The 24,464-nt window shown below is 75.2% G+C and carries 27 protein-coding genes and 1 tRNA gene; 10 read left to right on the top strand and 18 right to left on the bottom strand.

Annotation, left to right across the window (positions count from 1 at the left end):
• On the bottom strand, window positions 1-248 hold a 248-nt coding region (locus tag A0J59_RS16435), incomplete at its 3' end, for a hypothetical protein (RefSeq protein WP_156533118.1).
• A complete protein-coding gene (locus A0J59_RS16430; RefSeq protein WP_082919118.1) occupies window positions 245-1,111 on the bottom strand; it encodes an ABC transporter ATP-binding protein in 867 nt (288 codons plus the stop codon). The genes A0J59_RS16430 and A0J59_RS16435, both read right to left, overlap by 4 nt.
• Before the next feature lie 136 nt (window positions 1,112-1,247).
• On the opposite strand from A0J59_RS16430, the gene A0J59_RS16425 reads away from it, so the two are divergent.
• A complete protein-coding gene (locus A0J59_RS16425; protein WP_082919117.1) occupies window positions 1,248-2,330 on the top strand; it encodes a Gfo/Idh/MocA family protein in 1,083 nt (360 codons plus the stop codon).
• A gap of 89 nt (window positions 2,331-2,419) precedes the next feature.
• Here A0J59_RS16425 and A0J59_RS16420 read toward each other — a convergent pair whose 3' ends face one another.
• Entirely contained in the window at window positions 2,420-2,629 is a 210-nt protein-coding gene (locus A0J59_RS16420) for a hypothetical protein (RefSeq protein ID WP_047231422.1), read from the bottom strand.
• A gap of 89 nt (window positions 2,630-2,718) precedes the next feature.
• Between A0J59_RS16420 and A0J59_RS16415 the strand changes: the two genes are divergently transcribed.
• The gene (locus A0J59_RS16415; RefSeq protein WP_064316828.1) at window positions 2,719-3,222 is read left to right on the top strand and encodes a MarR family winged helix-turn-helix transcriptional regulator; all 504 of its coding nucleotides are present in this window, start codon (window positions 2,719-2,721) and stop codon (window positions 3,220-3,222) included.
• Window positions 3,223-3,228: 6 nt separating this feature from the next.
• Here A0J59_RS16415 and A0J59_RS16410 read toward each other — a convergent pair whose 3' ends face one another.
• Window positions 3,229-3,939 carry an HAD-IA family hydrolase gene (locus tag A0J59_RS16410; RefSeq protein WP_064316827.1) on the bottom strand — a complete coding sequence of 237 codons (711 nt, stop codon included), beginning with the start codon at window positions 3,937-3,939 and terminating at the stop codon, window positions 3,229-3,231.
• Between the two features lie 58 nt (window positions 3,940-3,997).
• Here A0J59_RS16410 and tmk point away from each other — a divergent pair, with 58 nt between their 5' ends.
• Together tmk and A0J59_RS16400 are read left to right on the top strand one after the other, a co-directional pair.
• On the top strand, window positions 3,998-4,765 hold the full coding sequence (gene tmk / locus A0J59_RS16405) for a dTMP kinase (RefSeq protein ID WP_082140980.1): 768 nt from the start codon (window positions 3,998-4,000) through the stop codon (window positions 4,763-4,765).
• Window positions 4,762-5,898: a DNA polymerase III subunit delta' gene (locus tag A0J59_RS16400; RefSeq protein WP_047231425.1), complete on the top strand. Its 1,137-nt coding sequence runs from the start codon at window positions 4,762-4,764 to the stop codon at window positions 5,896-5,898. The genes tmk and A0J59_RS16400 overlap by 4 nt, the downstream gene beginning before the upstream one ends.
• 40 nt (window positions 5,899-5,938) lie before the next feature.
• Here the strand turns inward: A0J59_RS16400 and A0J59_RS16395 are convergent, their stop codons facing one another.
• Both A0J59_RS16395 and A0J59_RS16390 read right to left on the bottom strand, forming a co-directional pair.
• Window positions 5,939-6,475 carry a hypothetical protein gene (locus tag A0J59_RS16395; protein WP_064316826.1) on the bottom strand — a complete coding sequence of 179 codons (537 nt, stop codon included), beginning with the start codon at window positions 6,473-6,475 and terminating at the stop codon, window positions 5,939-5,941.
• A complete protein-coding gene (locus A0J59_RS16390; protein WP_082140935.1) occupies window positions 6,472-6,903 on the bottom strand; it encodes a helix-turn-helix domain-containing protein in 432 nt (143 codons plus the stop codon). The genes A0J59_RS16395 and A0J59_RS16390 overlap by 4 nt, the downstream gene beginning before the upstream one ends.
• 102 nt (window positions 6,904-7,005) lie before the next feature.
• On the opposite strand from A0J59_RS16390, the gene A0J59_RS16385 reads away from it, so the two are divergent.
• A complete protein-coding gene (locus A0J59_RS16385; protein WP_047231427.1) occupies window positions 7,006-7,902 on the top strand; it encodes an NAD-dependent epimerase/dehydratase family protein in 897 nt (298 codons plus the stop codon).
• 7 nt (window positions 7,903-7,909) lie between these two features.
• On the opposite strand, the gene A0J59_RS16380 is transcribed toward A0J59_RS16385, so the two are convergent.
• The 3 genes from A0J59_RS16380 to A0J59_RS16370 form a co-directional block, all read right to left on the bottom strand.
• A complete protein-coding gene (locus tag A0J59_RS16380; RefSeq protein ID WP_064316825.1) occupies window positions 7,910-8,899 on the bottom strand; it encodes a TIGR03557 family F420-dependent LLM class oxidoreductase in 990 nt (329 codons plus the stop codon).
• A gap of 72 nt (window positions 8,900-8,971) precedes the next feature.
• Window positions 8,972-9,346 carry an SHOCT domain-containing protein gene (locus A0J59_RS16375; protein ID WP_047231429.1) on the bottom strand — a complete coding sequence of 125 codons (375 nt, stop codon included), beginning with the start codon at window positions 9,344-9,346 and terminating at the stop codon, window positions 8,972-8,974.
• A gap of 150 nt (window positions 9,347-9,496) precedes the next feature.
• Window positions 9,497-10,741 carry a low temperature requirement protein A gene (locus A0J59_RS16370; RefSeq protein ID WP_082919116.1) on the bottom strand — a complete coding sequence of 415 codons (1,245 nt, stop codon included), beginning with the start codon at window positions 10,739-10,741 and terminating at the stop codon, window positions 9,497-9,499.
• Between the two features lie 125 nt (window positions 10,742-10,866).
• On the opposite strand from A0J59_RS16370, the gene A0J59_RS16365 reads away from it, so the two are divergent.
• The 4 genes from A0J59_RS16365 to A0J59_RS16350 all read left to right on the top strand — a co-directional run bounded on the left by A0J59_RS16365 (window position 10,867) and on the right by A0J59_RS16350 (window position 13,835).
• Window positions 10,867-11,460 (top strand): hypothetical protein, encoded by a 594-nt coding sequence (locus tag A0J59_RS16365; protein WP_156533117.1) that lies wholly within the window; start codon window positions 10,867-10,869, stop codon window positions 11,458-11,460.
• A 90-nt stretch (window positions 11,461-11,550) separates the two neighbouring features.
• Window positions 11,551-13,098 (top strand): alpha/beta hydrolase, encoded by a 1,548-nt coding sequence (locus A0J59_RS16360; RefSeq protein WP_047231631.1) that lies wholly within the window; start codon window positions 11,551-11,553, stop codon window positions 13,096-13,098.
• A 112-nt stretch (window positions 13,099-13,210) separates the two neighbouring features.
• Window positions 13,211-13,283 (top strand) — tRNA-Thr (locus tag A0J59_RS16355).
• A gap of 318 nt (window positions 13,284-13,601) precedes the next feature.
• Window positions 13,602-13,835, top strand: coding sequence for a hypothetical protein (locus A0J59_RS16350; RefSeq protein ID WP_220084505.1), 234 nt, complete (start codon window positions 13,602-13,604; stop codon window positions 13,833-13,835).
• A gap of 4 nt (window positions 13,836-13,839) precedes the next feature.
• Here A0J59_RS16350 and A0J59_RS16345 read toward each other — a convergent pair whose 3' ends face one another.
• Window positions 13,840-14,589: a hypothetical protein gene (locus tag A0J59_RS16345; protein WP_156533114.1), complete on the bottom strand. Its 750-nt coding sequence runs from the start codon at window positions 14,587-14,589 to the stop codon at window positions 13,840-13,842.
• 158 nt (window positions 14,590-14,747) lie between these two features.
• Between A0J59_RS16345 and A0J59_RS16340 the strand changes: the two genes are divergently transcribed.
• Entirely contained in the window at window positions 14,748-15,290 is a 543-nt protein-coding gene (locus tag A0J59_RS16340; protein ID WP_047231432.1) for an rRNA adenine N(6)-methyltransferase family protein, read from the top strand.
• Between the two features lie 7 nt (window positions 15,291-15,297).
• Here the strand turns inward: A0J59_RS16340 and A0J59_RS16335 are convergent, their stop codons facing one another.
• From A0J59_RS16335 to A0J59_RS16300, 8 genes are all read right to left on the bottom strand, one after another.
• Entirely contained in the window at window positions 15,298-15,906 is a 609-nt protein-coding gene (locus A0J59_RS16335; protein WP_047231433.1) for an alpha/beta family hydrolase, read from the bottom strand.
• Between the two features lie 98 nt (window positions 15,907-16,004).
• A complete protein-coding gene (locus tag A0J59_RS16330) occupies window positions 16,005-16,604 on the bottom strand; it encodes a DUF305 domain-containing protein (RefSeq protein ID WP_047231434.1) in 600 nt (199 codons plus the stop codon).
• A gap of 65 nt (window positions 16,605-16,669) precedes the next feature.
• Entirely contained in the window at window positions 16,670-17,104 is a 435-nt protein-coding gene (locus A0J59_RS16325) for a hypothetical protein (protein WP_156533112.1), read from the bottom strand.
• Between the two features lie 104 nt (window positions 17,105-17,208).
• Window positions 17,209-19,521, bottom strand: a complete 2,313-nt coding sequence (locus A0J59_RS16320; RefSeq protein WP_369799791.1) for a heavy metal translocating P-type ATPase — start codon at window positions 19,519-19,521, stop codon at window positions 17,209-17,211.
• A gap of 188 nt (window positions 19,522-19,709) precedes the next feature.
• Window positions 19,710-20,615, bottom strand: coding sequence for a sugar phosphate isomerase/epimerase (locus A0J59_RS16315; RefSeq protein WP_064316821.1), 906 nt, complete (start codon window positions 20,613-20,615; stop codon window positions 19,710-19,712).
• On the bottom strand, window positions 20,612-21,835 hold the full coding sequence (locus tag A0J59_RS16310) for a dihydrodipicolinate synthase family protein (protein ID WP_220084507.1): 1,224 nt from the start codon (window positions 21,833-21,835) through the stop codon (window positions 20,612-20,614). The genes A0J59_RS16315 and A0J59_RS16310 overlap by 4 nt, the downstream gene beginning before the upstream one ends.
• 71 nt (window positions 21,836-21,906) lie before the next feature.
• Window positions 21,907-23,073 (bottom strand): Gfo/Idh/MocA family protein, encoded by a 1,167-nt coding sequence (locus A0J59_RS16305; RefSeq protein ID WP_064316820.1) that lies wholly within the window; start codon window positions 23,071-23,073, stop codon window positions 21,907-21,909.
• 98 nt (window positions 23,074-23,171) lie between these two features.
• Complete coding sequence (locus A0J59_RS16300) at window positions 23,172-24,218, bottom strand: LacI family DNA-binding transcriptional regulator (RefSeq protein ID WP_064316819.1); 1,047 nt, start codon at window positions 24,216-24,218, stop codon at window positions 23,172-23,174.
• Window positions 24,219-24,464: the final 246 nt, after the last annotated feature.

Raw genomic sequence — 24,464 nt, 5'->3', positions numbered from 1 at the left:
GGTCGCAGGAGGTCACCGGGGACGCAGCCGCCCCCCGGACCGGCTGCGTCCCCGGTGACCTCCTGCGACCCGCGCACGTAGACGTCGGCGGTGAGCGTCGTCGCGATGATGTCGTCGAACGTGGAGGAGAGCATGCCGCGGAACGCGAACGTGCCGACGACGAACGCGACGCCGAGCGTCACGGCGAGCACTGAGAGCACGAACCGCACGACGTGCGCGCGTACGCCCCGCAGCGCGACGCGGATCATGCCGGGTCGACCGGCGCGGCGTGGCGCCCGGCCGGAGCCGCGGACACGCCGCCCGCGGGTCCGGGAGGCCCGGCCGGTGGGCCGTCGTCGTCCGCCGCGAGCGCCAGCGCGTCGAGGATGTCCTGCTGCGACGGGTCGTGCAGCTCGCCCGCGAGGCGGCCGTCGGCGAGGAACACGACGCGGTGCGCGTACGACGCGGCGCGCGGGTCGTGCGTGACCATGACGACGGTCTGGTCGAGCTCGTCGACGGACCGCCGCAGGAACGCGAGCACCTCGCCCGCGGAGCGGGAGTCGAGGTTGCCGGTCGGCTCGTCGGCGAACACGATCGACGGCCGCGAGACGAGCGCCCGCGCGCACGCGACGCGCTGCTGCTGCCCGCCGGACAGCTCGGACGGGCGGTGGTGCAGGCGGTCGCGCAGCCCGACGGAGTCGACGACCTCGTCGAACCACGCCCGGTCCACGTGCGTGCGCGCGATGTCGAGCGGCAGCGTGATGTTCTCCGCCGCGGTGAGCGTCGGCACGAGGTTGTAGGCCTGGAAGACGAACCCGACGCGCGTGCGGCGCAGGGCCGTGAGCCGGCGCTGCGAGAGGCGGCTGATCTCCTGGCCGTCGATCACGACGCTGCCGGACGTCGGCGAGTCCAGCCCCGCCAGGCAGTGCATGAGCGTCGACTTCCCGGAGCCGGACGGACCCATGATCGCGGTGAGCCTTCCGCGCGCGAAGTCGACGTCGACGCCGTCGAGAGCGCGGACGGCCGTCGTGCCGGACCCGTAGACCTTGACGAGCTCGCGGGCGCTCGCGCGCGCCTCGGGCGTGCCCGGGGTGTCGGTCGGCGCGTCGGTCCGGGGCGCGGGGGACGTCATGGTCCCCATCGTGGCGCGGCGCGGCGCGCGCCGCACCACCCGCGCGGGGGAGATGCGACGTGGTCGGGCACCATGCGGTGCGACGATCCGTGGACCCAGCCGTATGGGAGCGATCCCACCGGGATAGCGTGGCCCCATGAGCACCGTCGCCCCGACGCCCGCCGAGCAGTCCGCCCGGCCCGCCGTCCACCCCGTCCCCGACCTGTCCGCCGACGTCACGGGCACGGTCCCCGACCCGCGCAGCGCACCCCCGATCCGCTGGGGGATCCTCGGCGCGGGCGGCATCGCGTCGTCGTTCGCGGAGGCCGTGCGCCAGCACACGCAGGGTCGCGTCGCGTCCGTCGGCTCCCGCGACCGCGTGCGCGCCGAGCGCTTCGCGACCGCGCACGGCGTGCCGACGACGCACCACGGCTACCAGGAGCTGGTCGAGGACCCGCAGGTCGACGTCGTCTACGTCGCGACGCCGCACTCGCACCACCACGAGCACGCGCTGCTCGCGATCCGCGCGGGCAAGCACGTGCTCGTCGAGAAGGCGTTCACGCGCAACGAGGCGGAGGCGGTCGAGGTGCTCGACGCCGCGCGCGAGGCTGGCGTGTTCGTCATGGAGGCCATGTGGACGCGGTTCCTGCCGCACGTCGCCGCGCTGCGCGGCGTGATCGCGCGCGGGGAGATCGGCGACGTCGTCAACCTCAGCGCCGACCACGGCCAGTGGTTCGCGTTCGACCCGGAGCACCGCCTCTACGCCCCGGAGCTCGCGGGCGGCGCGCTGCTCGACCTGGGCGTGTACCCGGTGTCGTTCGCGCACGACCTGCTGGGCGCGCCGTCGTCGGTCACCGCGGTGGGCTCGCTCACCGAGACGGGCGTGGACGGGCAGGTGAGCGTCGTGCTCGGTTACGGCGACACGCAGGCGACGCTCTCGACGACGCTGTGGTCGCGCACCGCGACGGCCGCGGTGATCTCGGGCACGGCGGGGCGCATCGAGGTGGAGGGGAACTTCTACGCGCCGACGTCGTTCCGCGTGATCCGCCACGACGGCGCGTCCTGGTACTACGACGGCTTCACGGGCGAGGGCAAGCAGTACCAGGCGGCCGAGGTCGCGCGCCGTGTCGCCGCGGGCGAGACGCAGAGCCCGCGCATGTCGTGGGACTCGACGCTCGAGGTCATGCGGACGCTCGACGAGGTGCGCCGCCAGATCGGGGTCGTCTACCCGGGGGAGTGAGCCCGTCCGCCGCGAGATCGACCGGAGCGTTCGAGATCGACCGACGGAGGGTCGATCTGGGAGCGCTCGGGTCGATCTCGCGGCAAGGGTCAGTCGGTGTGCTCGACGACGTAGCTGCGGCCGTCCGGGCCCGTCACGCGCTCGAAGCGGGTCTTGAGCTCCTGGTCGCGCTCGCGTTCGGCGTCGGAGACGCCGCGCCCGTCGGCGTCCTGGCGGCCGACCTGGGCGGGGCCGAAGATCGGGAGGAACCCCTCGGTGATGCGCATGCCGAGCGTGCGCCTGTCGTTCTTCCGCGCCACGGTGTCCTCCGCTGCAGGCTCTCGTCAGATGATTGGTGCACCAATCATTGGTGTACCAAGAATAGCGCGATCCTCGGTACCATGGCGCCATGACGGGTGACGAGGTCGACGGGACGGCCGTGCGGGGCGCGGGCACGCTGTTCGCCGACCCCCTCGCGCTCGAGGCGCAGGTCTGCTTCGCGCTCTCGGCGGGGGCGCGGGGCATGGTGGCGCTGTACCGCCCCCTGCTCGAGCCGCTCGGCATCACGCACCCGCAGTACCTCGTGCTCCTCGCGCTCTGGCAGGACGACGCCGCGGGGACGACGTCGACCGTCGGCGGCCTCGCCGCACGCCTGCACCTCGACGCCGGCACGCTCTCGCCCCTGCTCAAGCGGCTCGAGACGCTCGGGTACGTGCGCCGGTCGCGCTCGCCCGACGACGGTCGCCAGGTCCGCGTGACCCTCACCGCCGAGGGACGTGCGCGCCGCCGCGACGCCGAGCGCATCCCGCCGGCGATCGTCGCGGCCACGGGACTCAGCCTCGACGAGCTCGCCGAGGTGCACGCCGCGGCGTCCAAGGTCGTCGCCGCCGCGCTGCGCGCGGGCGTCTACTGACGAGAGTCAGGCGTCGGTGACGCGGACGCCGTCGGGACCGACGACGAAGCGGACCGCCGCCAGCCCCGTCGCCAGCGCGTCGGGCGCGGGGGAGGCCTCCGCGAGCTCGGCGGCCGAGTGGGTGCCCGTCACGGCGAGGGTCGCGCAGCCCGCCGCGCGCGCCGCGGCGATCCCCGCGGGGGCGTCCTCGACGACGAGGCACCGTGCCGGGTCCACGCCGAGTCGCTCCGCGCCGAGCAGGAACGGGTCCGGGTCGGGCTTGCCGCGCGCGACGTCGTCGGCCGTCACCACGACCGACGGCGCGGCGAGGCCCGACGCCGCCATGCGCGCCGCGGCGAGCGGGCGCGTGCAGGACGTGACGATCGCCTGCCGTCCGGGCGGGAGGACGGCCAGCGCGTCCCGCGTGCCGGGCAGGATCGTCACGCCCTCGTTGTCCTCGAGCTCGAGCGCGTGGATGCGCTCGTAGGCCGGTTCGACCCGGTCCTCCGGCAGGAGCTCGGCGATGAGCGTGCGCGCCGGGGTGCCGTGCTGGATCTGGAACTCCTCGGGGTCGGGCAGGCCGTGCTCGGCCGCCCAGCGCCGCCAGTTGCGGTCGACCGCCGGGACGGAGTCGATGAGCGTGCCGTCCATGTCGAACAGCACGGCGTCGAACGTGCGTCCGGCGAACGCGACGCCGGGGGTGGGCAGGGAGCGGGGCGCGGTGGCGGGGTCGGGCATGCCCCGAGGCTAGCCCGCGGCCGCACCCGTGTCCGACGCCGCGGATAGGGTGGACGCCGTGAGCGCACCCGGGTACTTCATCTCCTTCGAGGGCGGCGACGGCGTCGGCAAGTCCACCCAGTCGCGCCTTCTCGGGCAGTGGCTCGGCGAGCTCACGGGGCGCGAGGTCGTGCTGACGCGCGAGCCCGGCGGCACCGAGCTCGGCAAGGAGCTGCGGGCGGCGGTGCTCCACGGGCAGGACATGGACCCGCGCACCGAGGCGCTCATCTACGCCGCGGACCGCGCGCACCACGTCGCGAGCCTCGTGCGCCCCGCGCTCGAGCGGGGTGCGATCGTCGTCACGGACCGCTACCTCGACTCGTCGGTCGCGTACCAGGCGGGCGGGCGCGAGCTCGGCGCGGACGAGGTCGAGCTCATCTCGCGCTGGGCCGTGCAGGACCTCATGCCGGACGTCACGATCCTGCTCGACCTCGACCCGGCAGCGGCCTCCGCGCGGATCCGGCGGCAGCACGACCGCCTGGAGCGCGCCGGGGCGGAGTTCCACCGCCGCACGCGGGAGGCGTTCCTCGCGCGCGCGGCGGCGGACCCGGAGCGCTGGGTCGTGCTCGACGCCACGGCCTCGATCGACGACCTCCAGGCGCAGATCCGGGTCGACGTCGCCGCGCGGCTCGAGCTCACGCCGGTCGTGGAGGAGGCGGAGGACACGATCGCGGCCGAGCCCGACGACGGCTTCGACGACACCGACAGCGCGATCGGGTACACCCCGGGTCTCGGCCTCGGGCCGGGTGCCGCCGCCGGGCCGGCCACGGGGAGCGGGGCCGCGTGACCGTCTGGGACGACGTCGTCGGCCAGGAGCAGGCCGTCGAGGTGCTCCGCGCCGCCGCGACCGACCCCGCCGCGATGACGCACGCGTGGCTGCTCACCGGCCCGCCCGGCTCCGGCCGCTCGAACGCCGCGCGCGCGTTCGCCGCCGCGCTCCAGTGCGAGCAGGGCGGGTGCGGGCACTGCCAGGCGTGCCGCACGACGCTCGCCGGGACGCACCCCGACGTGACGCTCGTCGCGACCGAGCTCGTGACCATCAAGATCGACGAGGTGCGCGACCTCGTGACGGTCGCGAGCCGCAGCCCGTCGCAGGGCCGGCGTCGCGTGATCGTCGTCGAGGACGCCGACCGCATGGCGGAGCGCACGACGAACGTGCTGCTCAAGGCGATCGAGGAGCCCGCGCCCCACACGGTGTGGATCCTCTGCGCGCCGAGCCCGCAGGACGTGCTCGTGACGATCCGCTCCCGGTGCCGTGGCGTCGTGCTCCGCGTGCCCCCGGTCGAGGCCGTGGCCGGGCTGCTGGTCCAGCGCGACGGCGTGGACGAGCACGTCGCGCTCGTCGCCGCCCGCGCGGCGCAGAGCCACATCGGGCTCGCGCGCCGGCTGGCCCGCGACGCCGGAGCCCGGGACCGGCGGACGTCGGTGCTCTCGCTCGCGCGCCGGGTCCGCGGCGTGGGCGACGCCGTGCTCGCCGCGGGCGAGCTCGTGGACCTCGCGCAGGCCGAGGCGAAGGCGGCGACGGAGGAGCGCGACGCGGCCGAGAAGGCGGAGCTGCTGCGCGCGCTCGGCGTCGCCGACGGCGAGACCCTCCCGCCCCGCCTGCGGTCCCAGCTCCGCGACCTCGAGGCCGACCAGAAGCGGCGCGCGACCCGGCACCAGCGCGACGTGCTCGACCGCGCGATGGTCGACCTGCTGTCCCTCTACCGCGACGTGCTCGTCGTGCAGCTCGGGGCGGAGGTCGAGCTCGTCAACGTCGAGCTCGCGGAGGCGGTGCGCACGCTCGCCGAGGACTCCACGCCGGAGCAGACCGTGCGGCGGATGGACGCGATCGGCGTCGCGCGCGAGCGGCTGGAGGGCAACGTCGCGCCGCTGCTCGCGGTCGAGGCGATGGTCATCGCGCTGCGTCCTCAGGGCTGACGCGCGCACGGCCGCCCCTGCCCGCAGGGCCGACCCGCCCTCAGCGGCGGCGCCCCCGGGAGAACATCCCGCTCCCGAGCGGCGCGCGACCGCCGCCGCCCTGGCGACGGCGTCGCCGACGGTCGACGAGCGCCTGGACGGCGACACCCCCGAACGCGACCAGGGCGATCACCGCGGTGATCCGCGCGGCCAGGGGCGTGCTCGGGGCGCGGCCGCTGCCCGAGCCCGTGGCGACGAGCTCCGGGACGAGCAGGCCGCCGATCACGAGCCAGCCGAAGAAGACGGTGACCGTGCCCGTGAGAAGGACCTTCGCGACCGCGTAGAGGCGCTCGCCGAGGCGTCGGGGCACGGTCAACGACACGGCACCGACCGCGAACGCGAGCAGGAACGCGAGCACCAGCACGGCGGGCACGACCTCCTCGCCCTCGGCGAGGTCGTCCCACGACGCGCGGAGCAGGAGGGCGCCGATCCCCAGCGGGACCGCCGCGAGCAGGAGTCCCGACCACCAGCGCAGGGGAGGGTCGCGCGGTGGTTGCCGGCGCGGCCGCGGGGGTCGGGTCCGACGGCGGGCGTTCACGCCCCGGTCCGGTCGCTCGCGGCGGCGCGGGACGCGGCGATGCGCTCGCCGTTCTCCTCCGACCAGGCACGGATCGCGTCGATGGGGCCGAGGAGCGACCGGCCGAGGTCGGTGAGCGCGTACTCGACGCGCGGCGGCACCTCGGCGTAGACCGTGCGCTGGACCAGGCCGTCACGCTCCAGCGAGCGCAGCGTCTGGGTCAGGACCTTGGGCGTGACGACGCCGACGAGGTCGCGCAGCTCTCCGAAGCGCAGGACGCGCCGGCGCAGGGCCATGAAGACGAGGAGCGTCCACTTGTCGCCGATGCGCTCGACGACGAGCCTGCTCGGGCAGTCGGCGGAGAACACGTCGGGTGCGCCGTCGGAACCACCGTCGGGTCCGCTCCGCGAGACGCGGGCGGCGGCGTCGCCGCGCGGCGGGCTCGCCATGGTATCCACCGGGGAAGTATGGCACGGTGAAGTCACCAGTACCTGAGAGATACCGTGCCGTCCGGACCGGTCGCCGACCGGCCACGACACGGGAGGTACGACATGCAGGTGCTGCTCACCGGGGGGACCGGGTTCGTCGGGTCGGCCGTGCTGCGCGAGCTGCGCGGCCGCGGGCACGAGGTGACCGCGCTCGTGCGGTCCGAGGCGTCCGCCGCGGCCGTCGCCGCGGCCGGGGCGACCCCCGTCCAGATGGACGCGTACGACGTCGACGCGCTCGTCGCCGTCCTCGACCGGGCCGAGGGCGCGATCCACGCCGCCGCACCCGGGGACGGGACGAGCGAGGCCCTCGACCGGGCGGTCGTCGAGGCGGTCACGCGCGCGTTCGGAGGGACGACCAGGCCGTTCGTGCACACGAGCGGGGTGTGGAAGTGGGGCGGCGGGTCGGCGACGGAGACCTCGCCGACCGACCCGCCCGCGATCGTCGCGTGGCGCGTCGCCGTGGAGGAGCTGCTGCTCGCCCAGGACGTCGTCGCGTCGGTCGTCGCGCCCGGCGTCGTCTACGGGGACGGTCGCGGCATCCCCGCGCTCGTCTCGGGGGCGCCGCGCGTGGACGGACCGGACGGACCGGGTCTCGCGCTCGTCGGCGACGGCGCGCAGCACTGGTCGGTCGTGCACGTCGACGACCTCGCGGTGCTCTACGCGCTCGCGCTGGAGCACGGCGCCCGCGGCCACCTGCTCGGCACGACGGCGGAGCACCCCACGGTCCGGGCGCTCACCGAGGCGGCGAGCCGGGCCGCAGGGCTGGGCGGAGTCGTCGTGCCGCAGTCCGTCGAGGCGACCCGCGAGCGGTTCGGGGCGCCCTTCGCGGACGCGCTGCTGCTGGACCAGGCGACGCGTGCCGTCCGGGCGGCCGAGCTCGGCTGGACCCCGGTCCGTGGGTCGCTGGTCGAGGAGCTGGAGAGCGGCTCCTACGTGCCCGAGGCCGCGGCGCGCGCCTGACGTCCGCTCACGTCGCCGGGGCCGCCGCGCGGAGCTTCTCCAGCAGCGGCCCCGCGGCGTCCGCGAGGAACTCGCGCTGCCCGACCTCGCCCACCTGGACGAGCGCGAGGTCGGTGAACCCCGCCTCCCACCACGCGGACGCCGCCTCGACGATCTGGTCGAGGTCCGGGCCGCACGGGATCGACTCCGCGACGTCCTCGGGCCGGACGAACTGGCTCGCGGCCTCGAACGCCTCGGTCGTGGGCAGGTCGGCGTTCACGTGCCAGCCGCCCCCGAACCAGCGGAACTGCTCGTGCGCGCGGGCCACCGCGACGTCCTCGTCGGGGTCCCAGCAGATCGGCATCTGCCCGACGACGCGCGACGGCGCGAGGTCCGCACGGTCCCGGACCCCCGACCACCGCTCGACGACGTCGGCGTCGGGCTCGGTGGTCACGAGGTGGTCGGCCAGCGGGGCGAACCGCTCGATCGACCGCGGGCCGGACACGGCGACGCCGATCTCCACGGTCTCGTCGGGGAGGTCCCAGAGCCGCGCGGAGTCGACGCGGTAGTGCACGCCCTCGAACGTGAGGCGCTCGCCGTCGAGCAGGGACCGGATGATCTCCACGGCCTCCTCGAGCATGTCGTGCCGCTCGCCGACCGCGGGCCAGCGCTCGCCCGCGACGTGCTCGTTGAGGTTCTCCCCGGCGCCGAGGCCGAGCGTGAAGCGGTCGTCGGAGAGGAGGGCGACCGTCGCGGCCTTCTGCGCGACCACGGCCGGGTGGTAGCGCAGCAGGGGACAGGTCACGTACGTCATGAGCCCGACGCGCTCCGTCGCCTGGGCGACGGCGCCGAGCACGGACCAGGCGTAGGGGGAGTGGCCCTGGGCGTCGAGCCACGGGAAGTAGTGGTCGCTCATCACCTCGAACTCGAAGCCGACGCGTTCCGCGTCGACCGCGTGCTCGACGAGCGCGCGCGGGCCGGACTGCTCGGTCATGAGGGTGTAGCCGAAGCGGGTCATCCCTCGATCGTGGGACGGGCCGGCCGCACCCGCACGCGGGTGCGACCGGCCCGTCCGGTCACGCGAGGTCGCTCAGGCGAGCGCCTTCGCCTTGAGCTGCGCGAACTCCTCGGGCGTGATCGCCCCGGAGTCCAGGAGCGACTTGGCGTGCGTGATCTGCTCGGCCGGCGAGGTGTTCGCGACCTGCCGGATGTACGCGTCGGTGTCCTGCTTCGCCTGGACGACGGCGGCCGCCTGCCGCTCCGCCATCCCGCGCCCGCGGGCGATGAGGTAGACGAGCGACGTCAGGATCGGCAGGAAGATGAGGAAGATGATCCACACGGCCTTCCACCAGCCCGAGAGCTCCCGGTCACGGAACAGGTCCGCGATGATCTGGAAGAGCACGATGAGGTAGGCGATGAAGAAGAAGCTCCAGACGAGGAGCCAGAAGAAGTCCCAGAAGTCCACGGTCGCGCCCTTTCTCGACGGATCCCCGTACCCGGAGCACGGCCGGCTGCCGCGCACCAACAGGGCGAACCTAGCGACGATGGGTGGTTTGCGCCCGGCGAAAGCCGGGTGAAGCGCGCGAAGGTGCCGTACCTCGTCTCTCGGTGCGGATCACCCCGGGTCCGGCACCGCCTCCCGGCGCCTCGCCCGCACGACGTCGCCGACGATGACGGCGAGGAGGACGGCGTCCGTGGTCCAGTAGAGGGCGAGGGGCGTCAGCCATGCGTGCGTGCCGAAGAGCGCGGCGACCGCGGCGGCCCCCGCCAGGTGCGGGAGCGACCACCGCCCGCCCGCCGCGCGGCGGAACAGCGCGTTGCCGACCAGGTAGGTCGCCGCCGCCCCGCACACGAGCGCGGCGGTCCACGCGTCGGCGTGGCCCGCGCCGTCGTGACCCAGCGGGTGCAGCAGGACCAGCTCGTCCGCCACGGCGGTGAGCACGATCCCCGCGACGATGACGAACGGCACGTACGTGTACGCCGTCTGCGCCACCATGCCGCGCTCGTCGCGCGACGTGAAGTACTCGGTCGCGCGCCGCTCCGAGCGGTCGAAGAAGAGCAGCCACATGAGCACCGTGCTCGCGAACGCCGAGCAGAACGCGGAGACGGTCGTCGCGTCGAGGGGCAGCTCCGCGAACGCGGCACCCGTGACGATGATCGACTCGCCCAGGCAGATGATGACGAACAGGCTCACGCGCTCGGCCATGTGCTCGCCCCGCACGACCCACGTGCTCGCGCGCGACGCGCCGAGCCAGGGGAGCCAGAACATCGCGCGCGGTCCCGCCAGGTCGATCGCGCACGCGACCCCCCACAGCGCGAGCCGGTGCTCCTCGGCGACCGCACCCGCGATCCACAGGCTTCCCGAGACGACGAACCACGTGGTGATGCGGACGAAGTTCACCGCGTTCTCCGGCCAGACCCGGCCCAGGGCGACCAGGACGAACGCGCTGCGCCCCACCTGCATCGTCACGAGCATCACCGCGAACAGCAGGGCCTTGTCGCCGAACGCCTCGGGGATGGCGCTCGCGAGCACGAGGCCGAGCAGCATGAGGACGACGAGCATCGTCCGCACGGGGACACGCTCGGGGTCGAGCCAGTTCGTCGTCCACATCGTGAAGACCCACACCCACCACACCGCCACGCCCAGGACGAGCGTGTGCGCGAGCGTCTCGGCCCCCGGGTGCGCGATGAGGCCGTGCGAGAGCTGCGTGACCGCGAAGACGAACACGAGGTCGAAGAAGAGCTCGACGTAGCCGACGCGGCTCGAGTCGCCGCCGTCGCCGTGCCGCCGGAGGTCGGTGCGCAGGCCCCAGGGCAGCGGGGGCCGCCCGGTGCCGGGCGTGGTGAGCGGAGCGTCCATGCTGGGATGCTCCCACCCCGGGTCACCGTCGGGTCACGATCGTCCGGCGCGTCGCGGTTCGCCGCGCACGACCGCCCCCCAGGGACCACGATGGTCGCGCCACCCGTCTCGACCGAGGAGTGCTCATGGTTCCCGTCCGCCGCCCCGTCTCCCGGTCGGCTCGTGCCGCATCCGCGCTCTCGCTCGTCCTCGCGGTCGGCCTCCTGGGGGCGTGTGCCTCCGAGACCGACGGCGGCGGCGACGACCCGTCCGCGTCCGAGGAGTCCACCGAGCCCGGCGAGGACGCGTCCGAGGAGCCGTCGGACGACGCGTCCGAGGAGGAGGGTCTGCCCGACGCCGGGACGATGGACGTCGTGGCGGGCGCGCACGGCACGGGCCTGCCGCCCGGGGTCGACGCGCCGACCGAGGGCGGGACGGGCGCCGCGTGGAGCGCGGAGCCGGGGCTGCTGTTCGTCGTGACGTACGGGTCGAGCACGTGCCCCGTGCTCGCGGAGGACGAGGCCGAGGTCCAGGGCGGCGACGTCGTCGTGACATTCGTCGAGATCGCCCCGGACACGCCGTGCACGATGGACTACGTGCCCGCTACCTCCGTGGTCGGGGTGCCCGACGACGTGGATGCGAGCGGCGAGGTGAGCGTCGTCCTGGGCGACCGCGGGACGGTCGTCGTCCCGCCCGCGGCGGACGGTACGACCGGCGAGTCGGCCTGGGTCGAGGAGTAGCCGGTCCCTGCGGTGAAGAGCGCGTGAAAGGACGGTCCCGCCCCGGCGGGACCGACCTGCGTGCACCCGCGGAGCGGCTACCGTGTGCGGGTGACGACGCCCCCCTCCCGCGCTGCTCGACGTCCCCTGGTCGCCGCCGCGACCCTCGTGCTGGCCCTCGTCCTCGGCGCGTGCTCGGTGCCTCCGAAGCAGCAGACCCCTGTGGACGACGTCGCGACCTCCGCGTCCGGCACGGGCGAGACCGGTCCCGAGGGCTTCGAGGAGTTCTACGGCCAGAGTCTCGCCTGGGAGGACTGCGGCGCGGGCTGGGAGTGCGCGACGGCGCGCGCCCCGCTCTCCTGGCAGGACCCGGCGGCGGGCGAGATCGAGCTCGCGGTGAAGCGGCAGCCTGCGACGGGGGAGCGCATCGGCTCGCTCCTCACCAACCCGGGCGGGCCCGGGGCCTCCGGGATCGACTTCATCACGAGCCTCGCCCCGACGGTCGGCGAGCGCGTCACCGCTGCCTACGACCTCGTCGGGTTCGACCCGCGCGGCGTCGGCCAGTCCGCGCCCGTCGAGTGCCTCGACGACGCGGCGAAGGACGAGTCCCTGTCCCGCGACTTCGACACCGACGAGGCGGGGCTCGAGGCGCTCGCGGAGGACCGCCGCGCCTGGGCCGAGGCGTGCGCCGAGAACACGGGCGACCTGCTCGGCCAGGTCGACACGCAGAGCGCCGCGCGGGACATGGACATGCTGCGCGCCGTCCTCGGCGACGAGAAGCTCGCCTACCTCGGCTACTCCTACGGCACGCAGCTCGGCGCCACCTATGCGGGGCTGTTCCCGGACAAGGTCGGGCGCCTCGTGCTCGACGGCGCGATCGACACGTCGCTCGACCCCGACACGATCTCCGAGCAGCAGGCGGTCGGCTTCGAGAACGCCCTGCGCGCGTACGTCGAGGACTGCCAGGCCGGCGCCGACTGCCCGCTGCGCGGGGACGCCGACGCGGGGATGCGCCAGATCCGCTCGCTCCTCGACGCGGCGAAGGCGAACCCGCTGCCGACGGACAGCGAGCGCCGGGTGACGCAGACGCTCGGCTTCTACGGCGTCGCCGTCACCCTCTACAACGACCAGAGCTGGCCCGTGCTCACGCAGGCGCTCACGGAGGCGTTCGAGGAGGGGACGGGCAACCTGCTGCTCTACCTGGCCGACTTCTACAACGACCGCAACCCCGACGGGACGTACTCGACCAACTCGTCGGAGGCGTTCCGCGCGGTCAACTGCCTCGACGGCCGCCAGGACGACGACCCCGACGCGATGCAGGCCCAGCTCGAGCGCCTCGAGGAGGCCGCGCCGACGATGGGCTTCTTCTTCGCGTTCGGCGGCCTCACGTGCGACGGCTGGGCGTACCCGGTGGTGGAGCAGGAGTTCGACCTCCACGCCGAGGGCGCCGCGCCCATCGTCGTCATCGGGACGACCAACGACCCCGCCACCCCGTACGTGTGGGCCGAGGGCCTCGCGGACACGCTCGAATCGGGCGTCCTGCTCACCTGGGAGGGTGAGGGCCACACGGCCTACGGCCGCTCCAACGCGTGCCTGGGCGACGCCGTCGACGACTATCTGGTGGACGGGACGGTGCCCGAGGACGGGCTGCGCTGCTGACCCGGGGAGCGTCCGACGGCGGGCCACGGGGCCGCTTTGGAATCTGGCCCGGTCGTTGGGTACAGTAGGCGCTCGTTGCCAGCGGTTCGCGGAGCGGACCGGGACGTAGCACGCCGCCTTAGCTCAGTCGGCAGAGCGATTCACTCGTAATGAATAGGTCAAGGGTTCGATTCCCTTAGGCGGCTCCGACACCGAAGCCCTGACCAGCGGAAACGCTGGTCAGGGCTTCGTCGTTCCCAGGAGGTGGTGCGTCGTCCGGCTCACCGTGCCGGGTGACCCTCCCGTCGCTGTTCGTCGCCGCGCGTCCTGCGGCAGCACCGCACCTCTGAAGGACATCCGGTCGGCACGGGTCGCGTCGGCCGGGCGCCGTCACGCCGGAGACGAGCCCGGCTTGTTGCCGCCCGGTGGCGAGCCCGCGCAACCGCCAGGGCTCCGCCGACTGTTCGTCTGCTGGACGGACTCTCGTCACCGGCCGGACGCGTTCCCGGGCTTGGCTCGTGCCGATGCCACCCGACGAGACGAGGCCCACGATGGTCGAGAGCCCGGCGACCCTCCGCGAGACCGACACGCCGACCCCGCGCGCCGCCCGTCCGCTGAACGCGCGCGCCGCACGATTCCCGCGCCCCGCCGTCGCGGCGCACGACCCGTCGGACCCGGACTACACGGCGGGGGACGTCGACGAGCTGGTGCGGTGGCAGCGTCGCGCGGCCAGGGGCGCCGCGCCGCGCACGCGCTGAGGGCTCAGCCGACGCGGCGCAGCAGCAGGATCGCGCCCCCCGCGGCGGCGGCGACGAGCCCGCCGACGCCGACCACGGCGAGCGTCGGGAACGTCTCCTCCGCGGGCGGGGGAGGCGCCATGCGCTCCGCGGCGGACGTCAGCGGCGTGCGCGACGGCTCCGGCCGGGGCGTCTTGGGCGTCTCGGTGGGGGTGGGCTCGACGGGCGCCTCGGTCGTCGGCTCCTGCGTCGGCTCCTCGGTGACCTCCGGCTCGGGCGCCTCCGCCGTCTCGACGGGTGCCTCGACGACCGGCTCCGGCGCCTCGACCACCGGCGCCTCGACCGGGGCCTCCGTCGCGGGAGCAGGGGGCGGGGTCGTCGGCGGGGGCGTGGCGGCGGTCGTGCAGACGGCGTCGTCGCCGTTCCACCCGGCGAACTGCCGGTCGATGCCCGTCACGAGGACCCAGCTGACGCAGTACCCGTCGCCGTACGGCCCGCGCTGCGGGACGTCGAGCTCCAGGACGCCGTCGGCCGCGTCCTCCCGCGAGTACCGGTCGCCGAGGTTGCGCGCGTGCGACCCGTCAGGGGCCGTGACGATGTACCCGAGCCACCCTGAGGAGTCGCGCAGCCGGCTCGCGTCGAAGGACACGGAGTCGACGGTGACGGTGAGACCGCCGCCGCCGTCGCGGTCGTCGGCCACCGCCGGCGACGCGGCGAGCGCCGCCGTGACGACCCCCAGCGTCGCGAGCGCGAGCAGTCGGCCAGCGGCGCGCATCATCACCTCCGGGTCGGCTCGGGCGTGGTCCGCGGCACATCGTACGCAAACCTGGCTCGCCGTCGGAAAGGCCTGTCGTGAGCCCGGACAAATCGCTCGACGACGACGCTCGTGCCGTCCTAGCGTGGCCGCCATGTTCTTCGTGACGATGGTGCGTCGTGGCCGGGCCGGCCTCGCGGCGCGAGTGGGGATGGCACCCGCTCACCGCTGAGCACGCCGCGCGCGTGGTCGACGACGCCGGGGTTCGCCCCGGTCAGCTCGTCCTCGACCTCGGGGCGGGGGACGGGGCCCTCACGCGGCACCTCGTGGCCGCGGGCGCGCGCGTCCTCGCCGTCGAGCTGCACCCGCGCCGCGCCCGCACCCTGCGCGAGCGTTTCGCCGGTGCGGACGTGACGGTCCTGGAGGTCGACCTCGCCGACCTGCGCCTGCCGCGGCGCCCGTTCCGCGTCGTCGCGAACCCGCCGTTCGGGCTGACGTCGCCCCTGCTCGCCCGCGTGCTCGCCCGGGGATCCGCGCTCGTGGCGGCGGACGTCGTCGTGCAGCGGCAGGCCGCGCGGCGCATCGCCGCGGGCGAGGGCACGGCGGGCCGCGCCGCGCGGGGCTGGGCCGTCGAGGTCGGGCGGCCCGTGCCGCGCTCGGCGTTCCGGCCGCCGCCGCGTGTCGACGCGGTCGTGCTCCGCGTCCGGCGAGGGCGGCGCTGAGGTGCGCCTACGGGTTCGGTCGGCCGAGCGTCCCGAGCCACGTGACGATCGCCTCGCACACCGCGGCGTCCTGGCCCTTGAGGTCGTGCGCGCCCGGCAGCTCGACGCGCGTGACCGGGCCGGGGATCGCGGCGGTGTGCTCGGTGAGCTCGTCCGGCGTCGCGAACGGGTCCGTGCGCCCCGACACGAGGAGCACGGGCACGCGGAGGTCGGGGAAGTGCTCGGTGCGCAGGCGCTCGGGCTTGCCCGGCGGGTGCAGCGGGTAGCTGACCAGCGCGAGCCCTGCGGCGGGCAGACCCTCGGCCACGGCCATCGAGCACATGCGCCCGCCGTACGAGCGGCCGCCGAGCACGAGGTGGTCCGTCGTCGTGCCGAGCTCGGCGGCGAACGCCTCCGCCTCGGCGCGCACGTGGGCGATCGCGACGGGCGGACGGTCGGGCATCCGCTTGCCCGCGGTCCGGTACGGGAAGTCGACGCGGCGCACGGGCAGGGGCGGGTCGAGCGCGGCGAGCGCGTCGTCGATCGCGACGAGCGCGCGGTGGTCGCGGCTCGCGCCGGCGCCCGGCGTGAGCAGGACGCCGGCGACGGGCCGGTCGGCGGGGGTCGGCGTGGTCACCCGCCCAGTCTCGCAGCGAGCACGACGTTCCTCCTGGTCGAGCACGACGTGGGCGTCGCGACGACGCTCAGAGCGACGCCCACGTCGTGCTCGGCGGGTCAGAGCTCGGCGAGGAGCCCCCGCATCGTGTCGATCTCCTCCTGCTGCGTCGCGACGATCTCCTCCGCGAGGGCGCGCACCTCGGGGTCCTCGCCCTCGGCGAGCACGTCCTGCGCCATCGCGACGGCGCCCTCGTGGTGCTCGACCATGCCCTCGAGGAACAGGCGCTGGGCCTCCTCGGCGGGCGCCGCCTCGAGCGCGGCGAGCGCCTCGTCGTCGAGCATGCCGTCCATGTGGCCGCCGTGGTCGCCGCCGGACGGGTCGGCGCCCCAGCGGTCGAGCATCGCGGTCATCTGCTCGACCTCGGGGGCCTGGGCCGCCTCGATCTGCTCCGCGAGCGCGACGACGCGCTCGTCGACGCCGTCCTTCGCGAGCACGATCGCGGACATCTCCACGGCCTGCTCGTGGTGCGGGATCATCATCTGGGCGAACATCACGTCGGCGTCGGACGCCGTCGTGACGCCCGCGGACGTCTCGCTCGACGAGCCTGCTGCGGGGTGCTCGTCGTGGTCGCCCGTGCCGGCGTCGGAGCAGCCGGCGAGGACGAGCGTCGTGCCGAGCGCGAGCGCGGCGAGGGTCGTGCGGGCGGTGCGTATCATGGTCGATCTCCGTTCGTGGGGTGCAGCGGGCGCACGTCGGCGCCCAGGACGGGGCCGGCGTCGGCCTACGTCCTGCTGATCCCCAGCGCATGGAGGTCGGGCGGTCGGTCCGGGACCGGCACCCGGAGTCCCGTGGAGGCGCGCGCCGCGTCCCCCGGCGGGTGCGACGGTGCCCGACGGCGCAGCGCGTCCCGTGCGGCGAGCGTCACCAGCGCGACGAGCACCATGAGGCACAACGGCCCCGCGCTGCCGTGAGGGTCGACGCCGATCGAGAGATCCAGGTGCGGCCCGGAGGCGCCCGCGCCGTCGACGCGGCCGAGCCCGGTGGAGGCGGACGAGAGGTCGCCGTGCCCGGAGAGGGCGTCGCCCGCGGGCGCCTGCCGACCCTCGGCGAGGGTGACCGGACCCCCGTGCCCGGCGCCGCCGTCGGGCAGCGCGACGCCGTGGTGCGTGCTGCTGCCCGCCAGGACGTGCATCCACAGGACGGCTGCGGCCAGCACGCCCACGAGCACGACGGCCGACCACGACCCTGCGCGCCCGTGAGCACGACGTTGCCGTCGTTCTCGCGCGGAGAACGACGGCAAGCTCGTGCTCGACGTGGAGGTCACCGGGAGGCGAGCCGCGCCGGGTCGAGGTCGATGCGGCGCAGGAGCTGCGCGTTGAGCGCCACGATGACCGTCGAGGCGGACATGAGGATCGCGCCCACCGCCATCGGCATGACGAACCCGACGGGAGCGAGCACGCCCGCCGCCAGCGGCACCGCCGCGATGTTGTAGCCCGCGGCCCACCACAGGTTCTGCTGCATCTTGCGGTACGAGGCGTGCGACAGCTCGATGATCGAGAGCACGGCGCGCGGGTCGGAGCTGGCGAGGATGACCCCGGCCGACGCGATCGCGACGTCCGTGCCGGCGCCGATGGCGATGCCGACGTCCGCCTGCGCGAGCGCGGGCGCGTCGTTGACGCCGTCGCCGACCATCGCGACGACGCGGCCGTCGTGCTGGAGCTCGGCGACCTTCGCGTCCTTGTCCTCGGGGCGCACGCCGGCGAACACCTGGTCGATCCCCAGCTCGCGGCCGACCGCGCGGGCGACGGGCTCGGCGTCGCCCGTGATCATGACGACCTTGATGCCGCGCCGGTGCAGGGCGTCGACCGCCTCGCGCGACTCGGGGCGGATCGCGTCCGCGAGGGCGAACGCGCCCACGACCTCGCCCGTCGCGTGGTCGTGCCCCGCCTCGGGCGAGACCACCACGTGCAGGACGGTCGCGCCGTCGTGGGCCCAGGCCTCGGCGTCGGGCAGGGGGTCGAGCCGCCGCTCGCGCAGGAGCGCGGGACCGCCGACCGCCACGCGTCGCGCGCCGTCGGGGGCCGGGACGGTCGCCTCGACGCCGACCGCGGTGAGCGACCGGAAGTCGGTCGCCTGCGGGACCTGGACGTGCCGCTCGGCAGCGCGGTCGACGATCGCCCGCGCGAGCGGGTGCTGGCTGTCGGCCTCGGCCGCGGCGGCGAGCGCGAGGAGCTCGTCCTCGGTGGTGCCGCCCGCGGTCGCGAGGTGCGCCACGACCGGCTCGCCCGCGGTGAGCGTCCCGGTCTTGTCGAACAGGACGGTGTCCACCGTGCGCATGCGCTCGAGCGCGAGGCGGTCCTTCACCAGGACGCCGGCCTTCGCGGCCCGCTCGGTCGAGAGCGAGACGACGAGCGGGATCGCGAGGCCCAGGGCGTGGGGGCACGCGATGACGAGCACGGTGATCGCCCGGATCAGCGCCTGCTCGGGCGTGCCGAAGACGAGCCACAGCCCGATCGTCAGGGCGGCCGCACCGAGCGCGTACCAGAACAGCCAGCCGGCGGCGCGGTCGGCGAGGCGCTGCGTCTTGGTCGAGGACGCCTGGGCGTCGGCGACGAGCCGCTGGATGCCCGCGAGCGCGGTGTCCTCGCCCACGGCCGTGATCCGTACGCGCAGCGCGTCGTCCGTGGCGACGGTCCCGGCGACGACGGCGTCGCCGACGGCGCGGCGCACGGGGCGCGACTCCCCGGTGATCATCGACTCGTCGACGTCCGCGGACCCGGACGCGACCTCGCCGTCCGCGGGCACGCGACCGCCCGGCCGGACGACGACCAGGTCGCCCACGCGCAGGTCGGTCGGCGCGACGGTCGTGACCGACCCGTCGTCCGCCACGCGCTCCGCCTCGTCCGGCAGGAGCGCGGCGAGCGAGTCGAGCGCCGACGCCGTCTGCGCGAGCGAGCGCATCTCGAGCCAGTGGCCGAGCAGCATGATGACGACGAGGAGCGCGAGCTCCCACCACACGTCGAGCTCGTGAGCGAGCAGCCCGAGGCTCGCGCCGAGCGACGACACGAACGCGACCGTGATCGCGAGCGAGATGAGCGTCATCATCCCGGGCTTGCGACCACGGAGCTCGCTCACCGCGCCGGTGAGGAACGGGCGTCCGCCCCAGAAGAAGATGACCGTGCCGAGCACGGGGGAGACCCAGGGCAGCCACGCGGCGTCGGGCAGGTCGTAGCCGAGGAGCATGGCGAACATCGGGCTCAGCGCGACGGTGGGCACGGCGAGCACGAGCATGACCCAGAACAGGCGACGGAACTGCCCGACGTGGTCGCCGTGCCCGCCGTGCCCGCCGTGGCCCGACATGTCGTGGCCCGCGTGGCCGGACGCGTCGTGGCCCGCGTGGCCCGACATGTCGTGGCCCGCGTGGCCGGACGCGTCGTGGCCCGCGTGGCCGGACATGTCGTGGGCCGCATGGCCGGACGGTTCGTGCCCGGCGTGCGTGCCGTGGCCGTCGTGCCCGGCGTGGTCGTCGTGCGCGTGGTCCTCCGTCGTGACCACCCGGGCCTCGCCGTGCTCGTGGCCTTCGTGGTGAGCGGCGCCGCCCGTGCCGTGGCCGTGCTCCCTGCGGTGGTCCACCATTCCTCCTCCCGATACCCCCATGGGGTATCTTCCGCTCCCGATCATGCCCCGACGGTCCCGTCTCGTCAACCCCTCGGACGGGCCGGGGCCGGACGCACGACAGCCCGTGTGCGGCTCGGCGGGAGGGTGCCGAGCCGCGCACGGGCTGGGTCGGGCGGGCTGGGGCGCTCGCCCCGTCCGCCGGTTCAGGCGGGGTTCAGGTGCGGGAGCACGTGGCGGCTGTAGCGGTCGGCGACGGTCGCGACGACGCGGCGCGGGTCGTCGTCCCAGATCTCCTGGTGGAAGATCTCGGTCTCGACGTCGCCCGTGTACCCGGTCTCGGCGACCCAGCGGGTGATGGTCGCGAAGTCGACGTACCCGTCGCCCACGTAGCCGCGCGAGAGCAACGGGTCGGCGGCGAGCGGCAGGATCCAGTCGCACACCTGGTAGCCCGCGATCCGTCTCTCGGCGCCGGCGCGCGCGACGCTCGACCGCAGGTCGGGGTCCCACCACACGTGGTACGTGTCCACGACCACGCCGACGACCGCCGGGTCGAACGGCGCGGCGAGGTCGAGCGCCTGCCCGAGGGTCGAGAGCACCGCGCGGTCGGCCGCGAAGATCGGGTGCAGCGCCTCGAGCACGAGCCGCACGCCGTGGTCCGCGGCGAACGGCGCGAGGTCGGCGAGCCGGTCGGCCAGGCGCCCGCGCGCGGCGACGACGTCGCGGTCGGCCGGGCCGGCGTCGGGCCGCGGCGCCTGCCCGGGAGCGCTGTTCGCGGGGAGCCCGCCGACGACGAGCACCAGCTCGCGGGTCCCGATCGTGGCCGCCTCCTCGATCGCGCGCCGGTTGTCGTCGAGCGCCGCGGCGACGTCGTCCGCACCGGTCGCGGTGAGGAACCCGCCCCGGCACAGCGACGACACGCGCAGCCCGGCGTCCGCGACGACCGTCGCGGCCCGGCCGGCGCCGATCTCCTGGACGCGGTCGCGCCACAGCCCGACCGCCCCGTAGCCTGCCTCGGCGGCGAGGCCGACCGCCTCCTCGAGCGTCGCGCGCTTGACCGTCGCGGTGTTGAGCGAGCACCGCGCGAGGTAGGGCGCGTCCGCGGAGGTCACGCCGCCGCCCCGCTCGCCTCGAGGAACGCGCGCGTGCGGCGCGCCGCGAGGTCCGGGTCGAGCAGGAGCCCAGCCCGGTCCGCGAGCCGGACGAGCGCGACGAGGTGCGCGACCGAGCGCCCGGACTGGAGCCCGCCGACCATCTGGAACGCGGGCTGGGTGCCGTTGAGCCACGACAGGAACGCGATCCCCGTCTTGTAGAAGTACGTCGGCGCGGCGAACACGTGGCGCCCCAGCGCCTCGGTCGACGCGAGGATCGCGTGCGCGCGGTCGGGGTGCCCGGCGTCGAGCGCGCCGAGCGCCGTCGACGCGGCGGGGTAGATCGCCGCGAAGATGCCGAGCAGCGCGTCCGAGTGCGCCCGGCCGTCGCCGACCACGAGCTCCGGGTAGTTGAAGTCGTCGCCCGTGTAGAGGCGGACGGGACCCGGCGCGGCGGGGCCGGTGCCCGGGTCGAGCGCGGCGAGGCGGGCCCGCAGGTCCTTCTCGTGCCCCGCGTCGAGCAGCGACACCTTCACGCCGTCGACGCGGCCCTGGTGGGCGCGGACCAGGTCGACGAACACGTCGGTGGCCGCGGCGACGTCGTCGCCCGTGCCCCAGTACCCGGCGAGCGCGGGATCGAACATCGTGCCGAGCCAGTGCAGGATCACGGGTGCCTCGGCCTCGGCGAGCACGGCGTCGTAGACGCGCGCGTACTCCTCGGGGGAGCGGGCGACGCGCGCGAGCGCGCGCGACGCCATGACGATCACCTGGGCGCCCGCGTCCTGGACCACGCGCACCTGCCCGCGGTAGGCGTCGGTGACGGCGGCGAGCGCCGCGGGGTCACCGGGCTCCCAGCCCGCGACGACGGCGGGGTCGAGCTGGTCCGTGCCCGCGCCGCACGCGACGCGACCGCCGACGGTCCGCGCCTCGGCCGCCGAGCGCCGCACGAGCTCCTGGGTCGCGGCCCAGTCGAGGCCCATGCCGCGCTGCGCGGTGTCCATCGCGTCCGCGACCCCGAGCCCGTGCTCCCAGAGCCGGTGCCGGTAGGCGAGCGTCGTGTCCCAGTCGACGACGGCGGGCGCGCCGGGCACGTTCTCCGCGCCCACCTGGGGCACGACGTGCGCGGCCGCGAAGGCGACGCGCGACGTGAAGGGTGCGGACGGCGTCGTCCACGGGCCGGGGACGAGCAGCTCGCGCACCTCGGTCCCGGCGACGCGGCCGTCGTCGGCGAAGCGGGGCAGGCGCACGACGGCGCCGCTGCCGTCCCGGTCGCGCAGCTCGCGCGCGCCAGGAGCCTCGGTCGTCGGCGCGGTCACAGCACGATCTCCGGCACGTCGAGGCGGCGGCCCTCGGCGGACGAGCGGAGCCCGAGCTCGGCGAGCTGGACGCCGCGCGCCGCGGAGAGCAGGTCGTAGCGGTGCGGGCGGCCGGCGGCGACGTCGCGCAGGAACTCCTCCCACTGGGCCTTGAAGCCGTTGTCGAGGTCGGCGTTCGCGGGGACCTCGAGCCACTGGTCGCGGAACGGCTCCGTGACGGGCAGGTCGGGGTTCCAGACGGGCTTGGGCGTGTGGGCGCGCTGCTGCGCGACGCACCGGCGCAGCCCGGCGACCGCCGAGCCGTGCGTGCCGTCCACCTGGAACTCGACGAGCTCGTCACGGTGGACGCGCACGGCCCAGGACGAGTTGATCTGCGCGACGACCGGGTCGCCGCCCGGCGTCTCGACCCCGAAGATCCCGTACGCGGCGTCGTCGGCGGTCGCGGCGTACTCCGCGCCCCGCTCGTCCCAGCGGGTGGGGATGTGGGTCGTGGTCTGCGCGGTGACGGTCTTGACGGACCCGAGGATGCCCTCGAGCACGTAGTTCCAGTGGCAGAACATGTCGGTCGTCATGCCCCCGCCGTCCTCGGCGCGGTAGTTCCACGACGGGCGCTGCGCCGCCTGGTGGTCGCCCTCGAACACCCAGTAGCCGAACTCGCCGCGCAGGGACAGGATGCGGCCGAAGAAGCCCTCGTCGACGAGCCGGCGGAGCTTGACGAGGCCGGGCAGGTAGAGCTTGTCGTGCACGACGCCGGCGGTCACCCCGGTCTCCTCGCGCAGCCGGGCGAGGTCGACCGCCTCGGCGAGCGTCTCGGCCGTCGGCTTCTCGGTGTAGACGTGCTTGCCGGCCTGCATCGCCTTGGTGAGCGTCTTGGCGCGCAGCGCAGTCATGGAGGCGTCGAAGACGACGTCGGTCGCGGGGTCGACGATCGCACCGTCGAGGTCGGTGGTCCAGTGCTCGACGTCGTGCTGCGCGGCGAGCTCGCGGAGCTTCGTCTCGTTGCGCCCGACGAGCACCGGCTCGACCTGGAGGCGCGTGCCGTCGGGGAGCTCGACGCCCCCCTGCGCACGGATCGGCAGGATCGAGCGGACGAGGTGCTGGCGGTACCCCATGCGGCCGGTCACGCCGTTCATCGCGATCCGCAGGGTTCGGGTGGTGGTCATCGATCGGCTCCGTCGTCGGTCGGGCGCCCGGCGGTGCGCCGAACGCGGAATGCGCTTTCCGCGAGCGTAGGGGAACCGTTTTCCCGCGTCAACAGGGATCAGAGCCGGGGCGTGGACTCGCGGAGCACGACCTCGCCGCGGACCTCGACCCGCCGGGGCTCGGAGTCGGCGTCGAGCGGCGCGAGCGCCAGCGCGAGGGCCTGCTCCCCGACTTCCGTGAGCGGGATGCGCACCGTCGTCAGGGCGGGCGTGACGTCGCGCAGCGTCACGATGTCGTCGAAGCCCGCCACGGCGACGTCCTCGGGGACGCGCAGCCCCGCCTCGCGCGCCGCGGCCATCGCCCCGACGGCCATGACGTCGTTCACCGCGAAGACGGCGACGGGCGGGGTGCCCGCGTCGGGGCGCTCCGGCCCCAGGCGGTCGAGCAGCGCGCGCATCCCGCCGTGGCCGCCGTCGCGCGTGAACGCGCACTCGACGACCGCCTCGCCGGCGACGGGCGAGCCCAGGGCGGCCAGCGCCTCGGTGAAGCCGCGCGCCCGGTCGAGCGCGGTGCGGTGGCCCGCCGGGCCCGCGAGCACGCCGAACGCGCGGTAGCCCAGGCCGTGGAGGGCGCGCGCGAGGTCCGCGGCGCCGTCGGCGTTGGCGATCTCCACCGCGGGGAGGTCGCCGAGCGGCTGGCCCACGAGCGAGACCCCGCCCCCCGACGCGCGGTAGCGCTCGAGCGCGCCCCGCAGCGCGCCGTCGGCGTCCTCAGTGAGCCGCCCGCCGCCCAGCACGACCGCCCGCGCCCGCTGGCGGTCCATGAGCTCGACGAACGCGCGCTCGCGCTCCGGCGAGTGCCGCGTGCTCGTGAGGGTGACGATGAGCCCGTCGCGGTCGGCCGCGTCGGCGACCCCCGCCGCGAGGGACGAGAAGTACGGGTCCGCGATGTCGTGCACTACGAGGCCCACGCTCGTCGTGCGGCCGCGCGCCATGGCCTGCGCGCTCGGGTCCGGCGAGTAGCCCAGCCGACGCGCCGACGCGAGCACCCGCTCCCGGAGGTCGGGGCGCACGGTGCGGTTCGCGCTCCCGTTGATCGCGCGGGAGGCGGTCGCGAGCGAGACGCCGGCGTCGCGCGCGACCTCGCTCAGAGTGGGTCCGGGCACGGCCCCAGGCTAGCGGGACCGCTCCCGCACCCCGGGTGGGCCGCGCCCGGAGCGGTTACGTTCGACGAGACCGCCACCCACCGCACGGCCGACGAGCCGCAGGAGGAACCCATGACGTCTCACGGTGCAGCACCCACGCCCGGCACGACGGCGCTCCTCGCCCGCGCGCTCGCGCTCGGCGTCGCCGCGGGGTCGCGCAGCAGCCTCGGCGCTGCGGCGCCGGTGCTCGGGGGGTGGGTCGGGGGC

Origin of the sequence: Cellulosimicrobium sp. I38E, from assembly GCF_001647255.1 — a bacterium.
In the GTDB taxonomy this organism is placed as follows: Bacteria; Actinomycetota; Actinomycetes; order Actinomycetales; family Cellulomonadaceae; genus Cellulosimicrobium; species Cellulosimicrobium cellulans_E.
This window is presented reverse-complemented; position numbering and strand designations above follow the sequence as displayed.

What these genes read in the sequence shown, in the direction of transcription:
- A0J59_RS16430 (WP_082919118.1), bottom strand. Translation starts at nt 1,111, where the DNA reads ATGACGTCCCCCGCGCCCCGGACCGACGCGCCGACCGACACCCCGGGC.
- A0J59_RS16425 (WP_082919117.1), top strand. Translation starts at nt 1,248, where the DNA reads ATGAGCACCGTCGCCCCGACGCCCGCCGAGCAGTCCGCCCGGCCCGCC.
- A0J59_RS16415 (WP_064316828.1), top strand. Translation starts at nt 2,719, where the DNA reads ATGACGGGTGACGAGGTCGACGGGACGGCCGTGCGGGGCGCGGGCACG.
- A0J59_RS16410 (WP_064316827.1), bottom strand. Translation starts at nt 3,939, where the DNA reads ATGCCCGACCCCGCCACCGCGCCCCGCTCCCTGCCCACCCCCGGCGTC.
- A0J59_RS16390 (WP_082140935.1), bottom strand. Translation starts at nt 6,903, where the DNA reads ATGGCGAGCCCGCCGCGCGGCGACGCCGCCGCCCGCGTCTCGCGGAGC.
- A0J59_RS16385 (WP_047231427.1), top strand. Translation starts at nt 7,006, where the DNA reads ATGCAGGTGCTGCTCACCGGGGGGACCGGGTTCGTCGGGTCGGCCGTG.
- A0J59_RS16380 (WP_064316825.1), bottom strand. Translation starts at nt 8,899, where the DNA reads ATGACCCGCTTCGGCTACACCCTCATGACCGAGCAGTCCGGCCCGCGC.
- A0J59_RS16370 (WP_082919116.1), bottom strand. Translation starts at nt 10,741, where the DNA reads ATGGACGCTCCGCTCACCACGCCCGGCACCGGGCGGCCCCCGCTGCCC.
- A0J59_RS16365 (WP_156533117.1), top strand. Translation starts at nt 10,867, where the DNA reads ATGGTTCCCGTCCGCCGCCCCGTCTCCCGGTCGGCTCGTGCCGCATCC.
- A0J59_RS16350 (WP_220084505.1), top strand. Translation starts at nt 13,602, where the DNA reads ATGCCACCCGACGAGACGAGGCCCACGATGGTCGAGAGCCCGGCGACC.
- A0J59_RS16345 (WP_156533114.1), bottom strand. Translation starts at nt 14,589, where the DNA reads ATGCGCGCCGCTGGCCGACTGCTCGCGCTCGCGACGCTGGGGGTCGTC.
- A0J59_RS16330 (WP_047231434.1), bottom strand. Translation starts at nt 16,604, where the DNA reads ATGATACGCACCGCCCGCACGACCCTCGCCGCGCTCGCGCTCGGCACG.
- A0J59_RS16305 (WP_064316820.1), bottom strand. Translation starts at nt 23,073, where the DNA reads ATGACCACCACCCGAACCCTGCGGATCGCGATGAACGGCGTGACCGGC.